The organism is Acinetobacter nectaris CIP 110549, from assembly GCF_000488215.1.
Classification (GTDB): Bacteria; Pseudomonadota; Gammaproteobacteria; order Pseudomonadales; family Moraxellaceae; genus Acinetobacter; species Acinetobacter nectaris.
The window spans coordinates 261,511-282,068 of record NZ_KI530712.1; the positions used below are offsets into that span (position 1 = coordinate 261,511).

Here is a 20,558-nt window from a genome sequence, read left to right on the forward strand (position 1 = left end):
AATTATTTGTTTTTAATATACATGATTTATATTCATAATACTTTACATATTTTTATATTTTGGTGTGAAAGTGTCTGAAAATCAGCAGAATATTTACCGGTTAAGTGCGAGCGATACTTTATTCGGGTTTAAACAGCTACTTCCAATCTCTATTTTCGTTGCTATTTTTGGTGGTGCATTTGGTTTGGCTGCGAGTCAAACCAATATCGATCATACAGCAACTGTATTAATGAGTGCTTCTGTTTTTGCAGGTGCATCACAATTTGCAACTTTAGAGTTATGGAAGGGAAGTCATATTCCATTTTTTTCTCTTTTTATTACTGTATTTTTTATTAATGCTCGGCATATTCTAATGGGTGCATCATTGTATCCATGGTTAAAGCATTTATCTCCTTTAAAGCGATATGCGATTTTACTCGTTATTTCAGATGCAAATTGGGCATCATCTTTTCAGGCTTTTAATCAGCAGAAACCCGGTATTGGGCTACTTTTCGGTGGTGGTTTAGCACTTTGGGTATTTTGGGTGTTGGGTACAGTATTAGGAATCTATTTTGGTTATATGATTCATAACCCTTATGCGCTCGGTCTAGATATGGTTATGGCCTGTTTTCTGCTCACAATGGTTGTTGGTGGGCAAAAAAATATGAGAGTTTTTACGATTTGGGCAACTGCAGCTATTTCATCTTTATTGGCTTATTTGTATTTACCTAAAAACAGTCATGTTGTGGTTGGTGCATTTGTAGGTGGAATCGTTGGCTTTTTATGGAAGAGTGAAAAATAAAAATGAATATCGAGATTAGTACATTACATCCATTTTTAATTGTTGCAGTTATGGCACTAATTACATTAGTTACTCGTTGGAGTGGTGTGTTCATTATGGGATATATCCCCATTAGTGATGGTATTCAACGCTTTATTACAGCAATGTCTAGTTCAGTATTGGTTGCAATACTAACACCTATTGCTTTTTCAGGTGATGGTGGTGCTAGACTTGCTTTATGTATAACAGCTGTTGTCATGCTAATATTTAAGAAGCCTTTACTTGCAATCTCAATGGGTTTAATTAGTGTGGCATTATATCGACAATATTTCTAATTATAAAAAATAGCTTATATGGAAAGATAGTTCGTATTTTTACAATATTTTATAAATTTAATTATATATTCTAGCTCTATTCTACAAATACGATATAGGAGTAGGGCATGATTAATATTATTGCAACAATAGCATTTGATCAGTCTGAGATACAAAGAGCGCAAGAAAAATTACAACGTATGTTATTGCCTTCAAGAGCTGAAAAGGGAAATATTCAATATCTACTTTATCAGGATCAAACAGAAAAAGGCTGTTTTGTATTTTATGAAATATGGGAAAACCTAAATGCTTTTGAGCAACATAAAGAATCCTCACATTTTTGTCAGCTTATAGAGTACGTCAATGAGCATGCGAAGCATGTCGATATTAAGCAACTGTCTTCGCTAGATGTTTAATAAAAGGAGTATGTGATGAGTAAAATTTATCAATTTTCGACAATAGGTGCACTTATGTCAGGGTATTTTTATCCTGATCAAAATGTAAGCTCAGTATGCTCATGTTCAAGTATAGGTTTAGGATGCTCAGAGCGATTAAATGCTGAGTTGACTATTTTAGATGGCACACCATATACAGCAACTGCTGAACAGCCTATTCAAGTTGGAACGTCTAATTTGCATGTGCCTTTTTATCAAGTTACAGATTTCGATAATTATCAAGAATATACTTTAGCTGAAGCAACCCAAGATACTTTAGATCAAGTAGTAGAAAAGATTATTCCACTTAGAAATAACTTTATTGCTCTAAAAATTAAAGCGCATTTTAATGAGTTGGTTTTACGTCGTCCATATCCATCTGAAAAAATGAGGCAAATAGAAGAAATATCTGATAATCAAGAAGTTGCGAAATATAAAGATATTTCAGGTTATCTTATTGGATTCTGGACGCCTGAAATTTTTGGGCGTATTTCAGTACCAGGTTTTCATGTACATTTTTTGAATGATGACTTGACTATAAGTGGTCATGTATTAAGTTATCATTTTTCTTCAGCAGATTTATACATTGAAGAAAAAAGAACAATAGAAATTATGAATCCAAACACGAATCAATTTAAAGACTTAGATATTGATTTAGAATCTTTAGATGAACTTGTGAGTAAAGTAGAGAAATAATGGTGGAGTTACCTATCTATGTTAGTATTTTCTCTAACATAGGTAGTTATATATAAACAAAATAATATCAAATGTTAAAATGATATAAATATAATATTGGGGGGATTTTGAAAATCTCATATTAATCTACACCTATATTTAATTTTCAGAATTCACTTGGTTAAAAAAATGAGAAATATCTTTATTTTCTATAAAGAACTTCGAGGGAGAAATACCTGTGAAATGTGAAAACTCTTTAATAAAATGTGACTGATCATAATAATATAATAAATGATCTTGCTTATTAGATTTAATACTATTTTTGTTTATAATATATTTCAATGTGTGCTCAAAACGTATTAATCTTTTTGCTTCAACTAAACTTAAACCTGTAACGAATTTTACTGTTTTTTGTAGGTGCCTTTGACTATATCCAATATTGTGTACAATATCTATAATTGAATCATTATTATTATCATAATAGACTTCATTAAGAAATAAACTTGCTAGATCAATTTTATTGTTTGTATGAATATTATGCTTTTGATGTAGGAATTTTTCTATTTCTTTTATTTTGTCTATAAATTGAGGGGTATTTAAAATTCTATCTCTCAAAAAGTAAAATTTTGCTCCCCATATATCTTCTGCACTAATAATTGTTTTGAGTTCACTTTCTAGATAGTCGGAAAAATAATTAATAGCTCCTAATCTAAAGCGTATAGACATGAAGCTAATCGGTTTTTGACAAAAAAAATGAACAGGTGCATTTCTTGGACGAATAAGTGCACTATTTACATAATGCACTTGCTCAGGTTCTGCAGCATCATAGATAGCAACATTTTGGTTGAAGATGAAGAGTTCACATCCTGAACCGGGGGGCAATGCAGGAATAGATGGAGTGTTTATCCAATACCAGTATTTACTAATATGTTTTTTAAGTGATACTGAAGGGTAAAAGAAATATGGTGCCATATCTAATATATTGAATTAAATAGAAAATAATTTATCTCCACTTTGCATATTTAAGCTCGGGTGTAAATCAAACCTTACAACACCTAAAGAAATATGGTTAGGAAGAGAAGCTTGTATTATAGCAACACCTTGATGACCAAAACCTGCACATAGTTCTATGGTTGTGTAACCTTGTTCTATGAGAGATTGTATTTTTGTAATGGCATCATCATAGCTATTTGCACCAACCAATGTGATCTGCATAGTTGCTAATTCAATGCTTTTAAAATTCTGTGATTTAGTAATCTGATCTAAAGTTAAGAATATGAATGCTGCTTTCATTATTTATCCAAAAACATAAATATTATGTAATAAGCAGCAGTAAGTATTGTAAAAATACGAACTTTATAAAGATTCTAAGAGATTAACCATAACTTCTGCTGCATTTTCTCTTACAGTTTTGGCTTGCTGATAATCTTGGGAAAAGTAACATGTTCTAGCAGCATGTAAATTTTCAAATTCAATAATAACATGCTGCTGAAATTGATGTCCTTCTAAAGATTCAGAGGTTCCGCCACAAACTAAAATTTTACCGTGGTATTTATCAACTATTTTGAAAGCAAGATTCATATATTCAGTAAACTTTTCTTTATTTTTAATGTTTACATGTGCAACCCAATATGCAGACATATATCTTATTCCTGATGCTTTAATATAAAAATATTATATCATAGTTGTATTTTTTATTCGGAATGATTGATTTTAATTTACGATATAGGTTATCTGTAAAGTCGATTATGGGCACTTTAATATTTTTATATAAAGTGCCTGAATAAATATAATTTACTTGCTGTATCTATTTTGAATGGTTTCTGCAATAAATGTAAATATAAGACATAATGCTATAAGAATAATAGAAAGCATACCCACAACAGGAAAATCTGTTCCACCATCAGATATTTTACTATAGAGCGTAAGAGGTAATATATTTAGCTGTGTTCCTGAAAGTGCAAGGGCTGTACCATAAGCACCAAGTGCAACTGAGCACATGACACATAATGACGTTACCATTGCTGGTAAAATTTGTGGAAATAAAATAAAACGATAGCTCTGTAGTTTAGATGCCCCAAAACTTTGAGAAACTTTAATCTGTTGCCAGTCAAAGCTTTGAAAGACTGGGAGTAGTATAAAAACTGCTCGTGGAATGAGGTAATAACAATATGCCATACCTAAACCAACGGGCGTAAATATAAGGTTACCAAAGGATGCCTCAGGAATGCCGACTAATCCTAGTGTTTTTGTGATAAATCCTGCGCGACCAAAAGCCAAAATAAAACCATATGCCACAATTAGACCACTAAATACGAGTGGTAGAGAAATCATAATACTTAGAATTTGTCGAACTCGGTCGGTACAGTGACTGAGATAAAAAGCAATAAATAATGAGATAATTAATGAAACAAAAGAAGCTGATATTGATAAAATAAGACTGCCAGAGATGCTACTAAGTAAGTAGCTATCTGAAATCATTCTATTAAATGTTTCGACAGGTGCATGGAGTGGTTCATAAAAAATGAACACCATTGGTAACATAAAGAAAAGTAAATACCCAAGGCATGCAGGTAAAGTTATAAGCCACTTTTTCCATGTTGTTTGTTTCACAATGGTGCTCCTAAAATGATAATGTGATGGTTATTTTGAAAGAACAGCAGAAGCCCAGCGTTTATCTAACTCTGGCTTAATTTCAGCCGCAGCTTTTAAATCCAATGGCTTAATTTGTGGGGCAGCTACAAGCTTATTTTTTACACTTTCAGGTAAAGATGTATTTGTAACAACTGGACGTACAAAACCTTCAGCAAAAAGAGCCTGTCCTTTTGGAGACATAACATAATTTGCCCACAGTTTTGCAGCCTCAGGGTTTGGACCATTTTTCACAAGTGACATTGCGTATGGTGCTGCAAGAGAGACTTCTTTAGGAATAACAACGGCAACATCATCACCCATGCCATCTTTAGTCATTGCTTTAAAGCCATCATTTTCATAACCAATCCAAATAGGAATTTCACCCTTTAAGAACTGTGCATAAGGTGTCGTGCCAACAACACGTAAGACGTTGCCCGATTTTTGTAGTTTTCCAAAATATTCAGCGCCTGGATTAATATTTTTCATATCACCACCTTGACTCATATTTGCAGCAAGAACAACAACTTGTCCTTGACCTGTCGTACGAGGGTCTTGATATACAATACTATTTTTATATTCAGGTTTTTGTAAGTCAGCCCATGATTGAGGAACATGCTTTACTAATTTTTTATTAACTAAAATAGCAACTGTTAGAGAGTGAACAGTAAACCACTGGCCATTTGCATCTTTAAATACTGCTGGAATTTTGTCGAAGTTATTTGGTTTATATGATGTGACCAATCCTTTATTCATGGCATCTATACCAGATGCACCAAAGTAATAAGCTGTATCTGCTTGTGGACGATGCTTTGACTTGTCTAAAGCAACAACTGTTGCAGCTGAACCTAAGTCGTTGTAAACAATGTCTACACCAGGGTAGCGCTGTTTAAAACCATTAAATAAACTATTCCAATTTGCCCAAGTTGGCCCTGTATCGAAAGATACGACAAGACCTTCTTTTTGCGCTTTTTCATATTGCTGTTGCTCGTGAGGGTAGAGCTCACCACCTTCTAGCGGCGCGGCAAAAACACTGACAGAAGACATAAATAGTGCACTGCTAAGCATTACTTTAAGTAATGTAGATTTCATCGTTTTATCCTTAAATAACATGTATAGACTGTGGTGGAACTGCAATATGGTTAATTGTATTGCAAGGGAAAGGTGTATGAAGTTTGATTAAATTTTGACTTACTTCAGCAGTGTATTCTGTAAAATTTCCAAGAAACTGAGAGTGCAATACTTTCGCTACAGAAAGCACATTTGTTTCTTGTGTGTTTGGATTGATTAGAAATTTTTCTGGTCGAATGAGAAGGTCTACATTCTCATTCAGTTTGCGTGTAGTGGGTAAAATTTCTAAGATACCAAGATCTGTTGAAACCGTGGTATTTGAAGTTACAGTACCTTTAATGATATTTGCTTTACCCACAAACTTGGCAACAGCGGTAGAGTTAGGCTGATGATAAATTTCTAAGGGTGAGGCACATTGCTGAATTTGGCCATCTGACATTACAGCGACTTGGTCAGACATGGTCATTGCTTCTTCTTGGTCATGTGTAATCAAGAAAGTGGTGATATTTAACTCTTTCTGAATGCGCTTTATTTCTGTACGCATTTCATCACGTAAAGAGGCATCTAGTGCTGAAAGCGGTTCATCCAGCAATAGCGCTGTAGGTTCAAAAATTAATGCTCGTGCTAAAGCCACACGTTGTCTTTGTCCACCTGAAAGTTGGTGTGGATACTTGTGTGACATTCCTCCTAAGCCGACAAGTTCAATCATAGCCTTAACTTTGGTCGGAATATTTTTAGCTCGGTTAATTTTTAACGGATATGCAATGTTTTGTTCGACGGTATAATGTGGAAAGAGTGCATAATCTTGAAAAACAATCCCTAGCTTTCGATCGGCACAGGATAGATTCTCCTGATTTTTTTGATTAATCCAAATCTCTCCCTGATTTGGATATTCAAAACCTGCAAGTAGTTTTAATAGTGTGGTTTTTCCACAGCCACTTTTTCCTAAAATTGCAACTAGGTCGCCTGTATTTACAGATAAAGAAATATCTTTTACACCGGATTGGCTATTAGGATAGGTAAAAGATACAGAACGAAATTCTATCATGATTCAAAACTCTTACGTTTATTCCAAGGTTGCCAAGCAGAGAGCAAGGACATCGTGATTGCCATGAGTAATAAGATGACAGTCGCAGCACAAGCAAGCCCTGTTGCACCATAAAAGGCTTGTAATAACAACGTTGGGTAAGTTCTATTCATAAATCCGGCAATTAAATTACTCAGCTGAAACTCCCCTAATGAAATTGCAGCAACAGTAACTAACCCTGAAAAAATAGATTTAGATGCTAGTGGTAAAAAGACAGTTCTAAAGCGTGTAAACTCGCTTGCTCCAAAAGATTGGGCAACCTTATTTAAAGAAATAAGAGGCGAGCGAGAGATGTCTGAAGTCACGCTAAAGTAAAAGTAAGGAAAAGTAATAATCCAATGACCAATGATGAGTAGCCATGTAGAACCTAACCAAGGTGTACTTTCCTGACTAAAAAATAAAACAAAGCCAAATGCTAAAATAAGCTCTGGCACAGCAATAGGGAGTAAAGCCAAGAAGCGCGTTACTTTTAAAGCTGATTTATTTTCACTGGTTTGTAACTGGTAAACTAACGGTGTAATAATTAAAAAATTGAGCACACATGCACTTAGACAAACAATGAGACTTGTTGATAGTGCGCGCTTATAAACAACAGAATCCCAAATTTCTAAATACCACTGTGTTGTAAAACCACTTGGTAGAAGTGTATTTGTCCAGTTCTGACCAAATGAGCCTACAAGAAGTAAGGCAATTGGTAGAAATAGATAGATCAAGTAAATGTAGGTTACTTTTTTCATGATCGAAGTTGATTAAATTGATTGATATTGATCATAGTGAGTTTCTATTACAAAAAAATGAAAGTTTTTTGATCACTCTTGTATATTAAGTAAGATTGCTAAAATGTGAGATATAATCTCTGAAATATGGTTAAGAACAATGACACCGTCTACATAAGGTGCAGTATCTGTGACGATAACAGGTTTATCGTAATGTAGTCCGTATGCAATTTCACTGAGGGTACCAAGCCCACCACCAACTGCAATTAAGCTAAATGCTGAAAGTGCAATTAAAGAGTTTCTAGTAGGGCCCATATTTGTAGTAATTATTTGTTTTACATATTTATTTGCATCTTTCCAATGGTCACTAGGAATAAGTCCAATACTTGTGCCATCTTGCATATAAACACCCTTGCATACAGCTTCCATAACACCATTTCGTCCACCACAAATGACAGTTATACCAAGTTGGGCAAGGGATTCCCCAAGCTTTTCTGCAAATTGATATTCATCTGGAGTTGCTTCTTTTGGGCCAATTACACCAATAGGTGGTATTTGGAAAGATGAAGGGTGACTTTTGATCAGATTTAAGATATCTTGATCATTTTGACAACTATTAATCTTTTGAATAAGCGTGTTATCTATTTCTACAACACGTATTTGTGTTGAATGCTGGTTGCGTAATATTTCATGACTCGTTGGGTTTACAGTAAATTTAAAGCACACAGTTATTTCACTCAAATAATTAAGATATAATCATATAGATCTACATTTTTGATCATAAATGATCATTATGACAATTTAAGGAAATTATTGTGTCGAAGCTTAGGCATCAACAGTTGCTCGATTTGGTAAAAAATAATGGTTACACTTCTATTGAAACTTTGGCTGAACAATTGGGGTACTCACAGCCGACCATAAGAAGAGATATAAAAAAGTTATGCGATGATAATTTGCTACAGCGATTTCATGGCGGTGTAAGTTTATTGCATGTTGATGATGTCAGACTTGGTTATAAATTTAAGTCATCACATATGGTTCAAGAAAAAAAGTCTATTGCAGAAGCAATTTTAGAAAAAATTAATCATGTAGAAAGCATTTTTTTAGATACGGGCACGACTTGTGATCAAGTTGCACATTCTCTTGTTCATGCTTCGCCAAAGCAAATACTTACACATAATTTGTCGGCAGCTCTGATTTTAGCAAAACAAGATCAGCATATGGTTGTTGTGATGGGAGGTGTCATCCGAGGTAATGATGGTGCTGTTACAGGTGATGAAACCTATAGACAAATTAAGGCTTATTTTGCAGATGTTGCTTTAATTGCAGCCTCAGGTATAGATGTGACTGGTAGGGTTTTAGACTTTGATATTGAAAAAGTAGAAGTTAAAAAATCTATGATGAAAGCATCAACAACAAAGTTTTTATTATTGAGCTCGGATAAATTTAAAAAAACAGGTGTAAAAATAGTTGCACAAATTGCGGACTTTGATTATTTGGTTACAGATAAGGAACCTAATGCTGAATATATGGATATGCTTAAGAAAAATAATGTTTGTGTCATTATTGCTGCATCTTCTTGACAGTAAAATAAAAAGAGAGCTTTTGCTCTCTTTTTAGTTCAAATTACCATTGAACAGGTTTGTCACTAGAACCAGGAGTCATTGAATAGCCTGGAGAAGTATCTACAGGATTATTCCCAGAAACGGTATCTTTTTTCGCTTTGAGTTTTAAACCAACGAGGATATCTTGATAGACTTCTTGAGCAACCACATCAGCAGTTGTTTTGGTCTCTCCTGAAACGAGATTTTGTCCTGAGAACTGTGAAATTGTTTTATTCAAGTTTCCTGCTGCAACCACTTTACTGGTATTTGCTTCAATAACACGCCATGTTAATCGGACTTGTTGTGCATTTTTATTAAGTCCATACATCTGATGGTTATTTGTTGCTTGACCAAGTTGTGTAATTTTACCAACAACTAAATAATCAACACCAACTTTTTGACCAATACGCGCAAGCTCTTGTGGCGCACCATCCCAATTCAAAAAGCTATTTTCAGATTGCATTTCAGAAATGTACTGACGATCTAATACACTTAATTGACCAGACTGAGTCAGATATGTACCAACAAGGTCTGCAAGCTCGCTGCTAAAATCGCTGTCATAGTCAGCTCCGCTTGTTACACGAAATGGTAAAATAGCGATGCGTCTCATATTTTGATCTTGTACATTAGATTCAAATTTATTGATATAAGAGCGCACACGTGCATGATAGTTGCCTTGAGCACCACTTAAACTCAGTACTTGATAGCGATTTACAGCGCCTGAGCCTGTTGTATCTACACTAAATACAGGAGAAGTTGAGCTTTTGTAGCTCCATTGACTTTGGCTTACAGACATAGAAACAGTCTGTTGATAGTCGATACGAGAAGCAACACTTGTACCATTTACAGATTGAACTGCTGTAAGAAGAGCTTCAGCAATTGCTTGTTGTTGTGTAGGACCTGAACCAGTCGTTTCCTTTGTAACCTCTTTGAGAGATGCGAAAGCAGATGTGGTTAGCCCCAATAAAATACATAAAGTAGATAAAAATTTTTTCATAATTTATAAAGTATAAGAGGTCAAGATGGTCTTAAGAAACCATCTTGAAAATGTAGAAATTACAGACCGAAAGCTGGACGTTTAGATGATTTACGAATTTCTTTTTCGTTTGTCCATTCAACAATACCAGTTTGTAGGTTTTGAAGCTTTAAAGTAAATTTATAGTAAACATCACTTTTTCCACCAGCATTTTTAACAATGCTAGAAAGGTTACCGTTTAGCATATATTCAGCACCAATTTGACCACCTGCACGTACAGATGTTGCTTGGTTTACCATACCACTTTGTTTTTGGTATGCAATTTGTTCAGCCATTGCATTTGCAGCTGTCATATCTACAAAGCGGAATTTACCAGAGTTGATAAGTTTACTTTGAATGGTATCTGTAATCGATTCTGTATCAATATGTTCTTGAGTTTTGTTTTTGATACGGTCAACGAACATAACAGGTCGGCGATTTTGAGTCATTTGTACGATAGGTGGGAAGCTCAACATATCGTCAACCATTTTGTTGGCAATCATTTGTAAATCAGTTGAACCAAAATCTTTGGTAAGTGTTTCAACGGACTGAGCATCGCCATAACTTACATTTCCAGTTGTTGCACAACCGCCTAAAAGCGCTGTTCCAATAACAACTCCAGCAAAAGCTTTTAATTTCATTTTAAATCTCACTTATTTCTTTAAATAAATTACTGTGTCTACAGCTGATGGATTCGGTGCAAGAGATTGAACACTTTTAATCTCACGACCAGTTAAATCGATGGGTTTCCAAATAGAGCCTTCAGGATTAACTTCAATACCTTGAGCATCTACCCAAACAATTTTGTAGAAAAAATGTTTGTCGTTGAATCGTTGGTTTTTAATGGCAATAGCAACCTTTTTAAGGTTTCCAACATCTACAGTATTAATGCGATCTATTCCAATTTCTGTTAATAGCACAGGATTATTGGTTTTTGTTTGAATAGACATCGAACCATTACTTTGAGTTTGAGTAGATAGTGAGTTGGGTGCTGTACATGCGGTTAACCCAAAAATGAATAGGCTAGGAATGAGTACTTTTAGTAGTTTCATAGTTTAATTTGCCATTTAAATATTAAGGTTTTACAAGGTTGCTGCTTGAAATTGAAATTTTATTATTTACATCATAAGCATAGACGAAAATAGGCTGATTCATTCCAGCTTGGACAGTTAGAGGAATGCTTGCAGAACTATTGAAGCGGTCAAGTTGTAAATTATATGTACCCGGGGCTAAGTTTAAACGTGCAACTTGAGTATTACTTGGAAGTGTTGACCAAGAACGCAAGTCTGCATGCTCTGTAGATGCATTGAGTAAATTACCTGCAATTTGTCCTAAAGTACCAAGTTGTTGGCCAAGCTGTTGTTGAGCAATATACTTTGTTGTTGCTCTAGCAACCTGACTTGATACAGTGGATAAGGTGTGCTCTTTGAGTTGCTTAACAGCCAATGCCCCAATGTCACTCATCACATAGCTATTTTGTACTTTGCGATTGTTTAGCAAAATATTAATTGTTTGAGGTGTTTGGTATGTTTTAGGTTCATATGTTGCATATGCAATATTAATTAGACCATTTGGTACTGGGATAGTTAGTTTATGTTCAATTTTTTGTGGAACAAGCCCTTGCTCAATAAAAATAACAACAGGTGTGGTTGCAGATGTCTTTTGTAAATTAAGCTGATCTACACGTTTAATATCTTGAGCAATTTGCTCATCAGGTTGCAGTTCATAAGCTTTTTTATAATCTACAAGTGCATCATTATATTCGCCAAGTGCTTCCCATACATTTGCAGCCATATAAAATGCATAACTGTTTTGATATGTATTTTTAATTTTTCCTGCAATTGTGTCGAGTCCTGAAAGTGCATCATTCAGTTCAGAAGGTGCTTTAGCATCTTCTACTTCATCATCTTCACTTTTTGGACTGTTAGAAGACATTTTTGACTTCAATTTTTCTTCTTTTCGTGCGAGCTCTTTTTCATGATCAAGCTCTATTTCACGCTGTATTTGTTGTGCAATGCGCATTTCAACGCCAGCATTTTCTATATCTTTAAGAAAAATATAATTTTTTGCTTGTGAAATATGGGCAAGAACCTGTTCATAAGGTGGTACAAGATAAGGAACAACAGAATCATTGCTCATCATTGAAAGTGCTTTAAAACCTACGCGAGTGACACTAAATTTCGCCCGATTATTTTGCTTTTCAAGAAGTTCAAAAGCTTTTTTGTATGTATCTAAACTTTCTTGATATTGTTGATTTACTTGGTAAATACGTGCTCTTTCTAAAATATATAAAACAGCATCTTTTCCACTGTCTTTATCTTTTAATTTCTCAGGTAATTGGTTTACATCATTTTCATTTAGAACACTACGAAAACTATTACTATCATCTGTATATGTTTTAAATGTGCTTGCATGTAAATGGTTTGTTACGGAGAGTGTAAGTAAAATACTACTTGTAAATTTAATGTATTTAGAAAAAACCATCTGATTCAACTTGTTATACTTTAGCTGTAGGGTAATTCTAATCGGATAAGATATTTTTTCAAGTGTTAATTTATGTAAATTAATAAAATGGTATATTTAGTCAATTGCATTAAAATTATTTTAGTTAAATTATATTTTTATTTTATTTTAATCAAAATCTAGATCATATTTTTGATAGTATTTTATTTTTGTTTCTTTAATGAAAATATTCTTATTAATACTTTTTAAGCTATTATTTTAATTTTTTTGTGATGTAAGTCTCAATAAAATTAAAGGTGGTAACCTTTTATAAGTTTATTTTTATATTTTTCATTAGTTTAGATGATTACTGTATAGTATTTTTATTTTTTTCATATTTTTATTATATAAATGAATATCTATAAAAGATATGAGTTAATATCTTTTTTGAAAAAGTTAGATTAAATTAAATATATTAAATTTATAAGTAATTTCATTTTTATTATTTTTGAAAAATAAAAACTAATTGTAATCTCATTTATTATATAAATAGATGAGATAAAAAATAATGAATGCAATAGATGAATTTGATGCCAATAGGTTGCCTATCTTGGATATTAGTCAATTCTATGACTTAGAAAAAAGAAAAGATTTTTTAAATAAATTACAGTATTTAGCACGTAATTATGGTTTTTTTTACTTAGTAGGTCATGGATTAAACCTAAGTAGAATAAATGAAATTAAAAAATATACACATCAGTTTTTCAAATTAGATCAAAAAGAAAAAGAAGCAATTTCCATTGAAAACTCACCTCACTTTCGTGGTTATACAAAATTGAATGGTGAAAATACACAAAATATTCCAGATGCAAGAGAGCAAATAGATATTGGACCCGAGCGTCAAGCAATTAGATTTATAAAAGGAGAGCCTATATGGACAAGGTTGCAAGGTCCCAATCAATGGCCTAACCAGTGGCCGGAGTTTAAAGAGGTTATTGAGAGTTGGTTAAAAGATTCTAGAACAATTTCTATTGATCTATTACATGCTTTTATGTCGGCACTTGGTCTAAAAGAGACTATTTTAGATGAGTTTGTTGCTCATAGCCCAAATGAGTCTCTTAAGCTTATCCATTATCCAAAAGTTGATATTCAGAACAGTTCACAAGGTGTTGGAGCGCATAAAGATACAAATCTCCTCACGCTGTTATTACAAGATGAAATTGGTGGTCTTCAGGTGTTTATTCATGATAAGTGGATAGATGTTCCATATATTGAAGGCGCATTTGTTGTAAATGTTGGTGAAACTCTAGAATTGGCAACAAATGGATATTTAGTTGCTAATACACATAGAGTAGTGTCACCAAAATATAAAGATCGCTATTCAATTGCTTATTTTATTTCACCAAATATTTTTGCAGGTGATGTTCCTGTCTTGAATTTACCAGAGCATTTGAAAGCACTTGCGAAAGGACCAACTAGCGATCCTAATAATCCATTACTTCGTAATGTAGCAGAAAATAATATGAAAAGCCGTTTTAGGTCTCATTTGGGAGTGACTAAAAAATTCTATCCTGAAATTTATAATCAATTAAACCCCAAAAAAAATGGTGAATTATATGAAAAACAATAAGTGGATAGTACTAACCATTATTTCATTGCTTTCTGTGGTAAGTTGCTCTAGCTATTTTAAGAAAAATACTACTGTGGTTGATACTGAAGGTCAGGTAATTACTTTGGGGTCTACAGGTTCAGATGCACAAATTTGGAAGTATATTGCTCAATCTGATGAAGCAAAACATCTCGGCTTAAATATCAAAGTGAAAGAAATTAATGATGGTGTTGCTTTGAATAGAGCGACGCTAGATAAGGAAATTGATGTCAATGCATTTCAGTCTTGGGGGTATTTAAAAGCATTTAATCAACTTAATCATAATCAGCTTGCAGCTATTGCAACAACTTATTTGGAGCCAATGGGGTTATATTCGAAAAAATATAATAGTTTAAAAAGTTTACCTGAGAATGCTGTTGTTGCTATTCCCAATGATGCTGCAAATACAGCACGTGCCCTTAGATTACTTGAGCAATCAAAACTAATTAAACTCTCTGATCATTTTAATTCAATTACAGGGAATATTGAGAATATTACAAGCAATCCTAAGCATCTTGTAATTAGACTCGTAGAGGGATCAACAGTTCCACGAGTTTTAGGGGATGTCGATCTTGCAGCTATTGGTAATACTGTAGCTTTGGATAGTGGGCTGAATGTATTGACACAATCTCTAATTCATGAAAATGTAAGTGATAATACAGCACAAAATATCAATGTTTTGGTGGTAAACAGGTCACGTTTAAATGATGAGACATTTAAAAAGTTAGGTGTTTTATATCATCAACCATTTGTAGAACAATATATTCAAAAGAATTTTGCAGGTACAAAGGTAGATGTGAATCAACCTGTGAGTCAGTTACCTGAGTAAATCAAATGTAAAATTATTACTGATATAAGCAAGGAGATAATATGAGCCATGTATTTATTGTGGGTGGATCGGGACAAGTTGCAAAAAAGCTGATAGAGAAGTTAAGCAAGAGCAGTACTCCTGTTACTGCAATGTATAGGAATGAGTCACAAGAAGGTGACTTAGAAGCTTTGGGTGCCATTCCTGTGCATGCTGATATTACGCAAATAACAACAGATGATTTGGCTCAGCTTCTAAAAGATAGTCAGGCAGATACTGTTGTATTTTCTGCGGGTGCTGGCGGTAAGGGAGGACAAGAAGCAACAACACTTGTTGATGGAAAAGGACTAGAATTGGCAGTAAATGCGACTAAAAAATCTGGGATAAAAAAGTTTATTTTAGTTTCAGCTTTTCCTGAAGCAGGTCGTAGCAAAGGACTAGGAGAAAATTTCGAACACTATATTCAAATCAAAAAACAGTCTGAATATTTCCTTATACAATCAGGGTTAGAATGGCTTATTCTAAGACCGGGTACATTACTAAATGATGAGGGAACAGGGCTTGTAAATATTGGTTTAGCATTGCCTTACGGTACTATTACTAGAGATGATGTTGCTACAACGCTTGCTGCGCTTATTCAATCATCTGGCTTAAAATACAAAATACTAGAGTTAACGCAAGGCAATGAAACAATTGAAACAGCTTTAGAAAAAGTATAATAGCTATTTGAAATGCAATAAAAAGCCGATTTGCATTTAAATCGGCTTTTGAGGGATTATGGATCCATATAAATATAATATAAGAAATCTTTAAAAATAATATGAGACCTTGGTTGTATATATTTTACTAATTGTTAATTTTAATTACATGTTTTTCATAGGAAATATTTCTTTGTATAAAGAATAGTAAGTGTAGAAAATACTTATAATTATGCAAATGATAATTATTCTTAATATTATTTTAAGAATCTGTACTTATTGTGTAAAAGTTTTTACTACGAACGTTTATAAGTATTTGTTCTATTATGAAAAAGACCACATTAATTATCTCCATACTATCTTCAATTTCAGTATTAACGCATGCAAATGATGCTGCAGTATTGCCGAGTATTCAGTTAAAATCTGATCAGCAGACATTGAAAGAAAAAATGACAGAAGCATCTACTGCAACAAAAGGAATGATGCAGCTAAAAGATGTACCACAAACAGTGAATGTTATTCCACAAGAAATATTAAAGGAACAAGGTGTAATCTCTATTCAAGGTGCTTTGCAAAATGTTCCTGGGGTTGGCTTTAGTACGGGTGATGGGCAGCGTGATCAAGTTTCTATTCGCGGTTTTAACTCAGTTTATGATAACTATGTAGATGGTTTCCGCGATGATGCGATGTACTATCGTGATTTATCGAATACAGAACGCATTGAAGTTGTAAAAGGCCCTGCATCTGTACTATATGGGCGTGGTTCCGCAGGTGGTCTAATTAACCGCGTAACCAAAAAACCAATGAGCCAACCATTGCATGAAGTTGATTTAATGGGAAGTACACTTGGACAGAGAAGAGCACAGTTCGACTTCAATCAGCCTATTACAGACACTGTAAAAGCGCGTTTAACAGGTGCTGTAGAAAATTCTGGCGGTTATCGTAATCAAGCATTTTTACAACGCCAAGCAGTTGCTCCATCTGTTGAGTGGGATATTTCTGATAAAACAAAACTGTTAGTACAAGCAGACTATTTGCATGATGATCGATTAGCCGATCAGGGTGTGCCAATGGATACTAAAACTAAAAGACCATTGGCATTGAATGATAAAGTCTTTTTAGGTGCAGCAAATGCGAAGCAAGTGGGAGATACAGACAGCGAAGTAAAAAGTGCAACAGCCACGTTAGATCATCAGTTTGATGATAACTGGAAATATCATGGTGTGGTACATGGTTATAAGTATTCTTTAGATCGTCAATTTTCTAATGCGTCATATAGTAATGGTTCGATCTCACTGGTTCAGTCACGTCGTTTTCGTAATGAAAAAGGTGTATCTACTGAGCAAGAGTTCTCAGGGAAGTTTAAGACTGGAGCAATTGAACATAATGCTTTAGTTGGTCTTGAAGTGAGTCATCAAAATAAAGATGATCAAATCTTTGCCTCTCCAGCAGCTTATAATACATCAATTAATAATCTCGTTTTACCAACGTGGGCACCTATTTCAACACAAGTTGCAAAAACAGATAATAGAAATAATAGTACAACAACAGGCGTATATTTACAGGATTTAGTTGGTTTTACATCTCAAGTGAAAATGCTGATTGGTGCACGTTATGATAACTTAGATCAGAAACGTTCAGGTTTAACACTCAAAACTGGCGCAATTAGTACCTATAACCGTACAGATAATAAAGTTTCGCCAAGAGTTGGGTTGGTATATGAGCCTTTAACGAATCTATCGTTATATGCTTCTTATAATCAGTCTTTTCAGCCATTATCTGATGCTTTGACGGTGTATAATAATCTATCTAACTTGAAACCAACGCAGACCAAGAGTTATGAGGTTGGCGCGAAGTGGGATATTACACCAGACTATAATTTAACATTGTCTGCTTTTGATACAACGCAAAATAATATCTTACAGCAAGACCCTGCTGATAAGACGGGTCAAACGGCTGTTGTGGCTGGTGAGCAAGAAACAAAAGGTATTGAAGTTACGACTGTTGGCAATATTACAGACCAATGGTCAGTACTTGCAGGCTATGCATATCTTGATGGGAAAATGACAAAATCTGCTTTATCTACTGTTCCGGTGGGTGCAAGAGCAGCGCTTACGCCAAAAAACTCTGCGAATGTATGGGTGAAATATAAACTGAATGATCATTGGTATGCGGCATTAGGTGGTAAAGCACAAACTTACCAATATGCAGCGCCAGATAATGCACTCAGATTACCTGGTTATGCCATTATGAATGCCGCAGTTGGTTATACAAGTGACCGCTATGATGCGAGCGTAAACTTAAATAATGTATTTGATCGACACTATTATATTTCTGCACACGGGCTATCAAGTACAGGTGCACTCATTGGTGATCCAATCAATGCTCAGTTTACTTTAAGATATCGTTTCTAAGAGGAAAGATATTTAAAAAAGCGACTAGATTGGTTTCTAGTCGCTTTTTTTATTAGAGATATAACCTTATTAGACTTAGGTATAAGATTGATTCCTTTGTATATTCCACTTTAAAACATTAGTATCTGTGAATATGACAAATATATGACGCTGAGTAGATGCGTTATGTATGCAAACTATTTAACCTTGTTTTAAGGATTCAGAATGAAATTGAAAGCTTTCCTTGTTACAGCATTACTTGTTGTGAGTGGTACGACATTTGCAGATAAGCTACCGAATATTGTTATTTTAGCAACAGGTGGAACAATTGCAGGTTCAGCAGCAAGTAATACACAAACAACGGGTTATAAGCCTGGGGCAATTGGTGTTCAGAACTTAATTAATGCAGTACCTGAAGTGAACAAGGTTGCGCATGTAACAGGTGAGCAAGTTGCAAATATTGGTAGTGAAAATATGACAAGTGATGTCATTTTAAAACTATCTAAGCGTGTAAATGAACTGTTGGCACAAAAAGATGTTGATGGTGTGGTGATTACACATGGTACAGATACTTTAGATGAGACGCCGTACTTTTTAAACTTAACAGTAAAAAGTGATAAGCCTGTTGTATTCACGGCTGCTATGCGACCTGCAACGGCAATTAGTGCAGATGGACCGATGAACTTATTAGAAGCAGTTACAGTTGCTTCTGACCAACAGTCTAAAGGTCGAGGCGTTCTTGTTGTATTGAATGATAAAATTGGCGCAGCACGTTTTATGACAAAAACAAATGCCAATTCACTTGATACATTTAAAGCACCCGAAGAGGGTTATTTAGGTACGATTATTGATGGTCATATCGAATATAATAACCGAGTAGAGAAAAAGCATACAACAGAATCTGTATTTGATGTGCGTAAGCTTGATGCTTTGCCACCTGTTGTAATTATTTATGGTTATCAAGATGATCCTGAATATATGTATGATGCTGCGATTGAACATCATGCAAAAGGTATTGTATATGCAGGAACAGGTGCGGGTTCTGTGTCTGTACGTAGTGATGCAGGCATTAAAAAAGCGGAAAAAGCGGGTATTGTCGTTGTTAGATCGTCGCGTACAGGCGGTGGTAGTGTACCTGTAGATAGCGCTCAACCAGGGTTAGTTTCTGGTACATTAAATCCTGCTAAAGCTCGTATATTGTTGATGACAGCACTCACAAAAACCAATGATCCTGTACAGATCCAACAATATTTTAATCAATATTAAAAATATTTTTTTGTAGAAAAAAGCCCAAAATTGATTTGGGCTTTTTTATTTTAATCTTCAGGATAAGCAGCTTTTTTAAGTTCAATAATATTTGCATCAGGTGAGCATAGGGAAATAAACTCGTATCCATAGCCTCGAAGTAGATGACCCTTACGTACAGCAATCCATGTTGTATTGATGTCAAACAATGATGTTTTAACTTGTGAAAGATGTACATCACGTTTGTTATCATAAGCAATGCTATTAATAATACCAATGCCCATACCTAGTTCAACATAGGTTTTAATAACGTCTGTGTCTAAAGCAGACATCACAATATCGGCATCAATACCTGCATCTTTAAATGCCTGATCTATTTTTGATCGACCTGTGAAGCCTTCATGGTAAGTAACGATTGGATATTTGGCTAACTCTTCTAAAGTGACTTTATTCACTTGAGTTAATGGGTGGTCAGGGGGAGTAATTACACTATGTTGCCATGTATAGTATGGAAGACCTGCAAGATTTTCTTCAGCAGTTAAAGATTCTGTTGCAATACCAATATCTGCTTGTCCTTGTAGCAACATTTCTACAATTTCAGCAGGGCTTGCTTGTTGTAAAACGAGATGCACTTTTGGAAATTGTTTTTTAAATAAATTGACAATAGGAGGAAGTACATAACGTGCTTGAGTATGTGTCGTTGCTATTGTAAGTGTCCCTTCATCAATTTTATTAAACTCATCTGCAAGACGTTTAATATTATCTGCATCAATAAGCATGCGTTCAACAACGCCAAGCAGCGCTTGACCAGGTTCAGTGAGTCCTAAAAGTCGTTTGCCTTTACGAATAAATAGTTGTACACCGAGTTCATCCTCTAGGTCTTTAATATGTTTACTTACACCTGATTGTGATGTAAATAACGCTGCAGATGCTTCCGTCAAATTAAAGTTTTGGCGTACGGTTTCTCTAATGATACGTAGTTGTTGGAAGTTCATTGTTTTTTTACTCTCACTAATT

The 20,558-nt window shown here is 34.4% G+C and carries 23 protein-coding genes; 10 read left to right on the top strand and 13 right to left on the bottom strand.

Features of this window, described 5'->3' with window-relative positions; all coding sequences use genetic code 11:
• The first annotated feature begins 70 nt into the window (after nucleotides 1-70).
• The 4 genes from P256_RS01360 (at nucleotide 71) to P256_RS01375 (ending at nucleotide 2,204) form a co-directional block, all read left to right on the top strand.
• Entirely contained in the window at nucleotides 71-781 is a 711-nt protein-coding gene (locus tag P256_RS01360) for an AzlC family ABC transporter permease (protein ID WP_051353538.1), read from the top strand.
• Nucleotides 782-783: 2 nt separating this feature from the next.
• The gene (locus tag P256_RS01365; RefSeq protein WP_023271884.1) at nucleotides 784-1,095 is read left to right on the top strand and encodes an AzlD family protein; all 312 of its coding nucleotides are present in this window, start codon (nucleotides 784-786) and stop codon (nucleotides 1,093-1,095) included.
• Between the two features lie 107 nt (nucleotides 1,096-1,202).
• Nucleotides 1,203-1,490 (top strand): putative quinol monooxygenase, encoded by a 288-nt coding sequence (locus P256_RS01370; protein WP_023271885.1) that lies wholly within the window; start codon nucleotides 1,203-1,205, stop codon nucleotides 1,488-1,490.
• Between the two features lie 15 nt (nucleotides 1,491-1,505).
• Entirely contained in the window at nucleotides 1,506-2,204 is a 699-nt protein-coding gene (locus tag P256_RS01375) for an acetolactate decarboxylase (protein WP_023271886.1), read from the top strand.
• Between the two features lie 138 nt (nucleotides 2,205-2,342).
• Here the strand turns inward: P256_RS01375 and P256_RS01380 are convergent, their stop codons facing one another.
• The 8 genes from P256_RS01380 to P256_RS01415 form a co-directional block, all read right to left on the bottom strand.
• A complete protein-coding gene (locus P256_RS01380) occupies nucleotides 2,343-3,155 on the bottom strand; it encodes an AraC family transcriptional regulator (RefSeq protein WP_023271887.1) in 813 nt (270 codons plus the stop codon).
• A gap of 15 nt (nucleotides 3,156-3,170) precedes the next feature.
• Nucleotides 3,171-3,476 (bottom strand): DUF6506 family protein, encoded by a 306-nt coding sequence (locus P256_RS01385; RefSeq protein WP_023271888.1) that lies wholly within the window; start codon nucleotides 3,474-3,476, stop codon nucleotides 3,171-3,173.
• A 63-nt stretch (nucleotides 3,477-3,539) separates the two neighbouring features.
• A complete protein-coding gene (locus tag P256_RS01390; protein ID WP_023271889.1) occupies nucleotides 3,540-3,824 on the bottom strand; it encodes a DUF1330 domain-containing protein in 285 nt (94 codons plus the stop codon).
• A gap of 153 nt (nucleotides 3,825-3,977) precedes the next feature.
• A complete protein-coding gene (locus P256_RS01395; protein ID WP_023271890.1) occupies nucleotides 3,978-4,796 on the bottom strand; it encodes an ABC transporter permease subunit in 819 nt (272 codons plus the stop codon).
• Between the two features lie 30 nt (nucleotides 4,797-4,826).
• Nucleotides 4,827-5,906: an extracellular solute-binding protein gene (locus P256_RS01400; protein WP_023271891.1), complete on the bottom strand. Its 1,080-nt coding sequence runs from the start codon at nucleotides 5,904-5,906 to the stop codon at nucleotides 4,827-4,829.
• 10 nt (nucleotides 5,907-5,916) lie between these two features.
• Nucleotides 5,917-6,933, bottom strand: coding sequence for an ABC transporter ATP-binding protein (locus P256_RS01405; RefSeq protein WP_023271892.1), 1,017 nt, complete (start codon nucleotides 6,931-6,933; stop codon nucleotides 5,917-5,919).
• Nucleotides 6,930-7,709, bottom strand: coding sequence for an ABC transporter permease (locus tag P256_RS01410; RefSeq protein ID WP_023271893.1), 780 nt, complete (start codon nucleotides 7,707-7,709; stop codon nucleotides 6,930-6,932). Before P256_RS01410 ends, P256_RS01405 begins: the two co-directional genes overlap by 4 nt.
• Nucleotides 7,710-7,781: 72 nt before the next feature.
• Entirely contained in the window at nucleotides 7,782-8,414 is a 633-nt protein-coding gene (locus tag P256_RS01415; protein WP_023271894.1) for a TIGR00725 family protein, read from the bottom strand.
• Between the two features lie 89 nt (nucleotides 8,415-8,503).
• Here P256_RS01415 and P256_RS01420 point away from each other — a divergent pair, with 89 nt between their 5' ends.
• Nucleotides 8,504-9,271, top strand: coding sequence for a DeoR/GlpR family DNA-binding transcription regulator (locus P256_RS01420; protein ID WP_023271895.1), 768 nt, complete (start codon nucleotides 8,504-8,506; stop codon nucleotides 9,269-9,271).
• A gap of 43 nt (nucleotides 9,272-9,314) precedes the next feature.
• Here the strand turns inward: P256_RS01420 and P256_RS01425 are convergent, their stop codons facing one another.
• The 4 genes from P256_RS01425 to P256_RS01440 are packed head-to-tail and all read right to left on the bottom strand — an operon-like array spanning nucleotide 9,315 to nucleotide 12,791.
• A complete protein-coding gene (locus tag P256_RS01425; RefSeq protein WP_023271896.1) occupies nucleotides 9,315-10,289 on the bottom strand; it encodes a CsgG/HfaB family protein in 975 nt (324 codons plus the stop codon).
• 59 nt (nucleotides 10,290-10,348) lie between these two features.
• The gene (lpoB, locus tag P256_RS01430; protein ID WP_023271897.1) at nucleotides 10,349-10,948 is read right to left on the bottom strand and encodes a penicillin-binding protein activator LpoB; all 600 of its coding nucleotides are present in this window, start codon (nucleotides 10,946-10,948) and stop codon (nucleotides 10,349-10,351) included.
• A gap of 12 nt (nucleotides 10,949-10,960) precedes the next feature.
• Nucleotides 10,961-11,359 (bottom strand): DUF1425 domain-containing protein, encoded by a 399-nt coding sequence (locus tag P256_RS01435; protein ID WP_023271898.1) that lies wholly within the window; start codon nucleotides 11,357-11,359, stop codon nucleotides 10,961-10,963.
• 22 nt (nucleotides 11,360-11,381) lie between these two features.
• A complete protein-coding gene (locus P256_RS01440; RefSeq protein WP_023271899.1) occupies nucleotides 11,382-12,791 on the bottom strand; it encodes a COG3014 family protein in 1,410 nt (469 codons plus the stop codon).
• A gap of 526 nt (nucleotides 12,792-13,317) precedes the next feature.
• On the opposite strand from P256_RS01440, the gene P256_RS01445 reads away from it, so the two are divergent.
• The 5 genes from P256_RS01445 (at nucleotide 13,318) to P256_RS01465 (ending at nucleotide 19,562) form a co-directional block, all read left to right on the top strand.
• Nucleotides 13,318-14,379, top strand: coding sequence for an isopenicillin N synthase family dioxygenase (locus P256_RS01445; protein WP_023271900.1), 1,062 nt, complete (start codon nucleotides 13,318-13,320; stop codon nucleotides 14,377-14,379).
• Nucleotides 14,366-15,226, top strand: coding sequence for a MetQ/NlpA family ABC transporter substrate-binding protein (locus tag P256_RS01450; RefSeq protein ID WP_040331595.1), 861 nt, complete (start codon nucleotides 14,366-14,368; stop codon nucleotides 15,224-15,226). The genes P256_RS01445 and P256_RS01450 overlap by 14 nt, the downstream gene beginning before the upstream one ends.
• A 41-nt stretch (nucleotides 15,227-15,267) precedes the next feature.
• A complete protein-coding gene (locus P256_RS01455; protein ID WP_023271902.1) occupies nucleotides 15,268-15,924 on the top strand; it encodes an NAD(P)H-binding protein in 657 nt (218 codons plus the stop codon).
• Between the two features lie 305 nt (nucleotides 15,925-16,229).
• Nucleotides 16,230-18,317 (top strand): TonB-dependent receptor, encoded by a 2,088-nt coding sequence (locus P256_RS01460; RefSeq protein ID WP_023271903.1) that lies wholly within the window; start codon nucleotides 16,230-16,232, stop codon nucleotides 18,315-18,317.
• Nucleotides 18,318-18,521: 204 nt separating this feature from the next.
• Entirely contained in the window at nucleotides 18,522-19,562 is a 1,041-nt protein-coding gene (locus tag P256_RS01465) for a type II asparaginase (protein WP_023271904.1), read from the top strand.
• 50 nt (nucleotides 19,563-19,612) lie between these two features.
• On the opposite strand, the gene P256_RS01470 is transcribed toward P256_RS01465, so the two are convergent.
• Nucleotides 19,613-20,536 (bottom strand): CysB family HTH-type transcriptional regulator, encoded by a 924-nt coding sequence (locus P256_RS01470; protein ID WP_023271905.1) that lies wholly within the window; start codon nucleotides 20,534-20,536, stop codon nucleotides 19,613-19,615.
• Nucleotides 20,537-20,558: the final 22 nt, after the last annotated feature.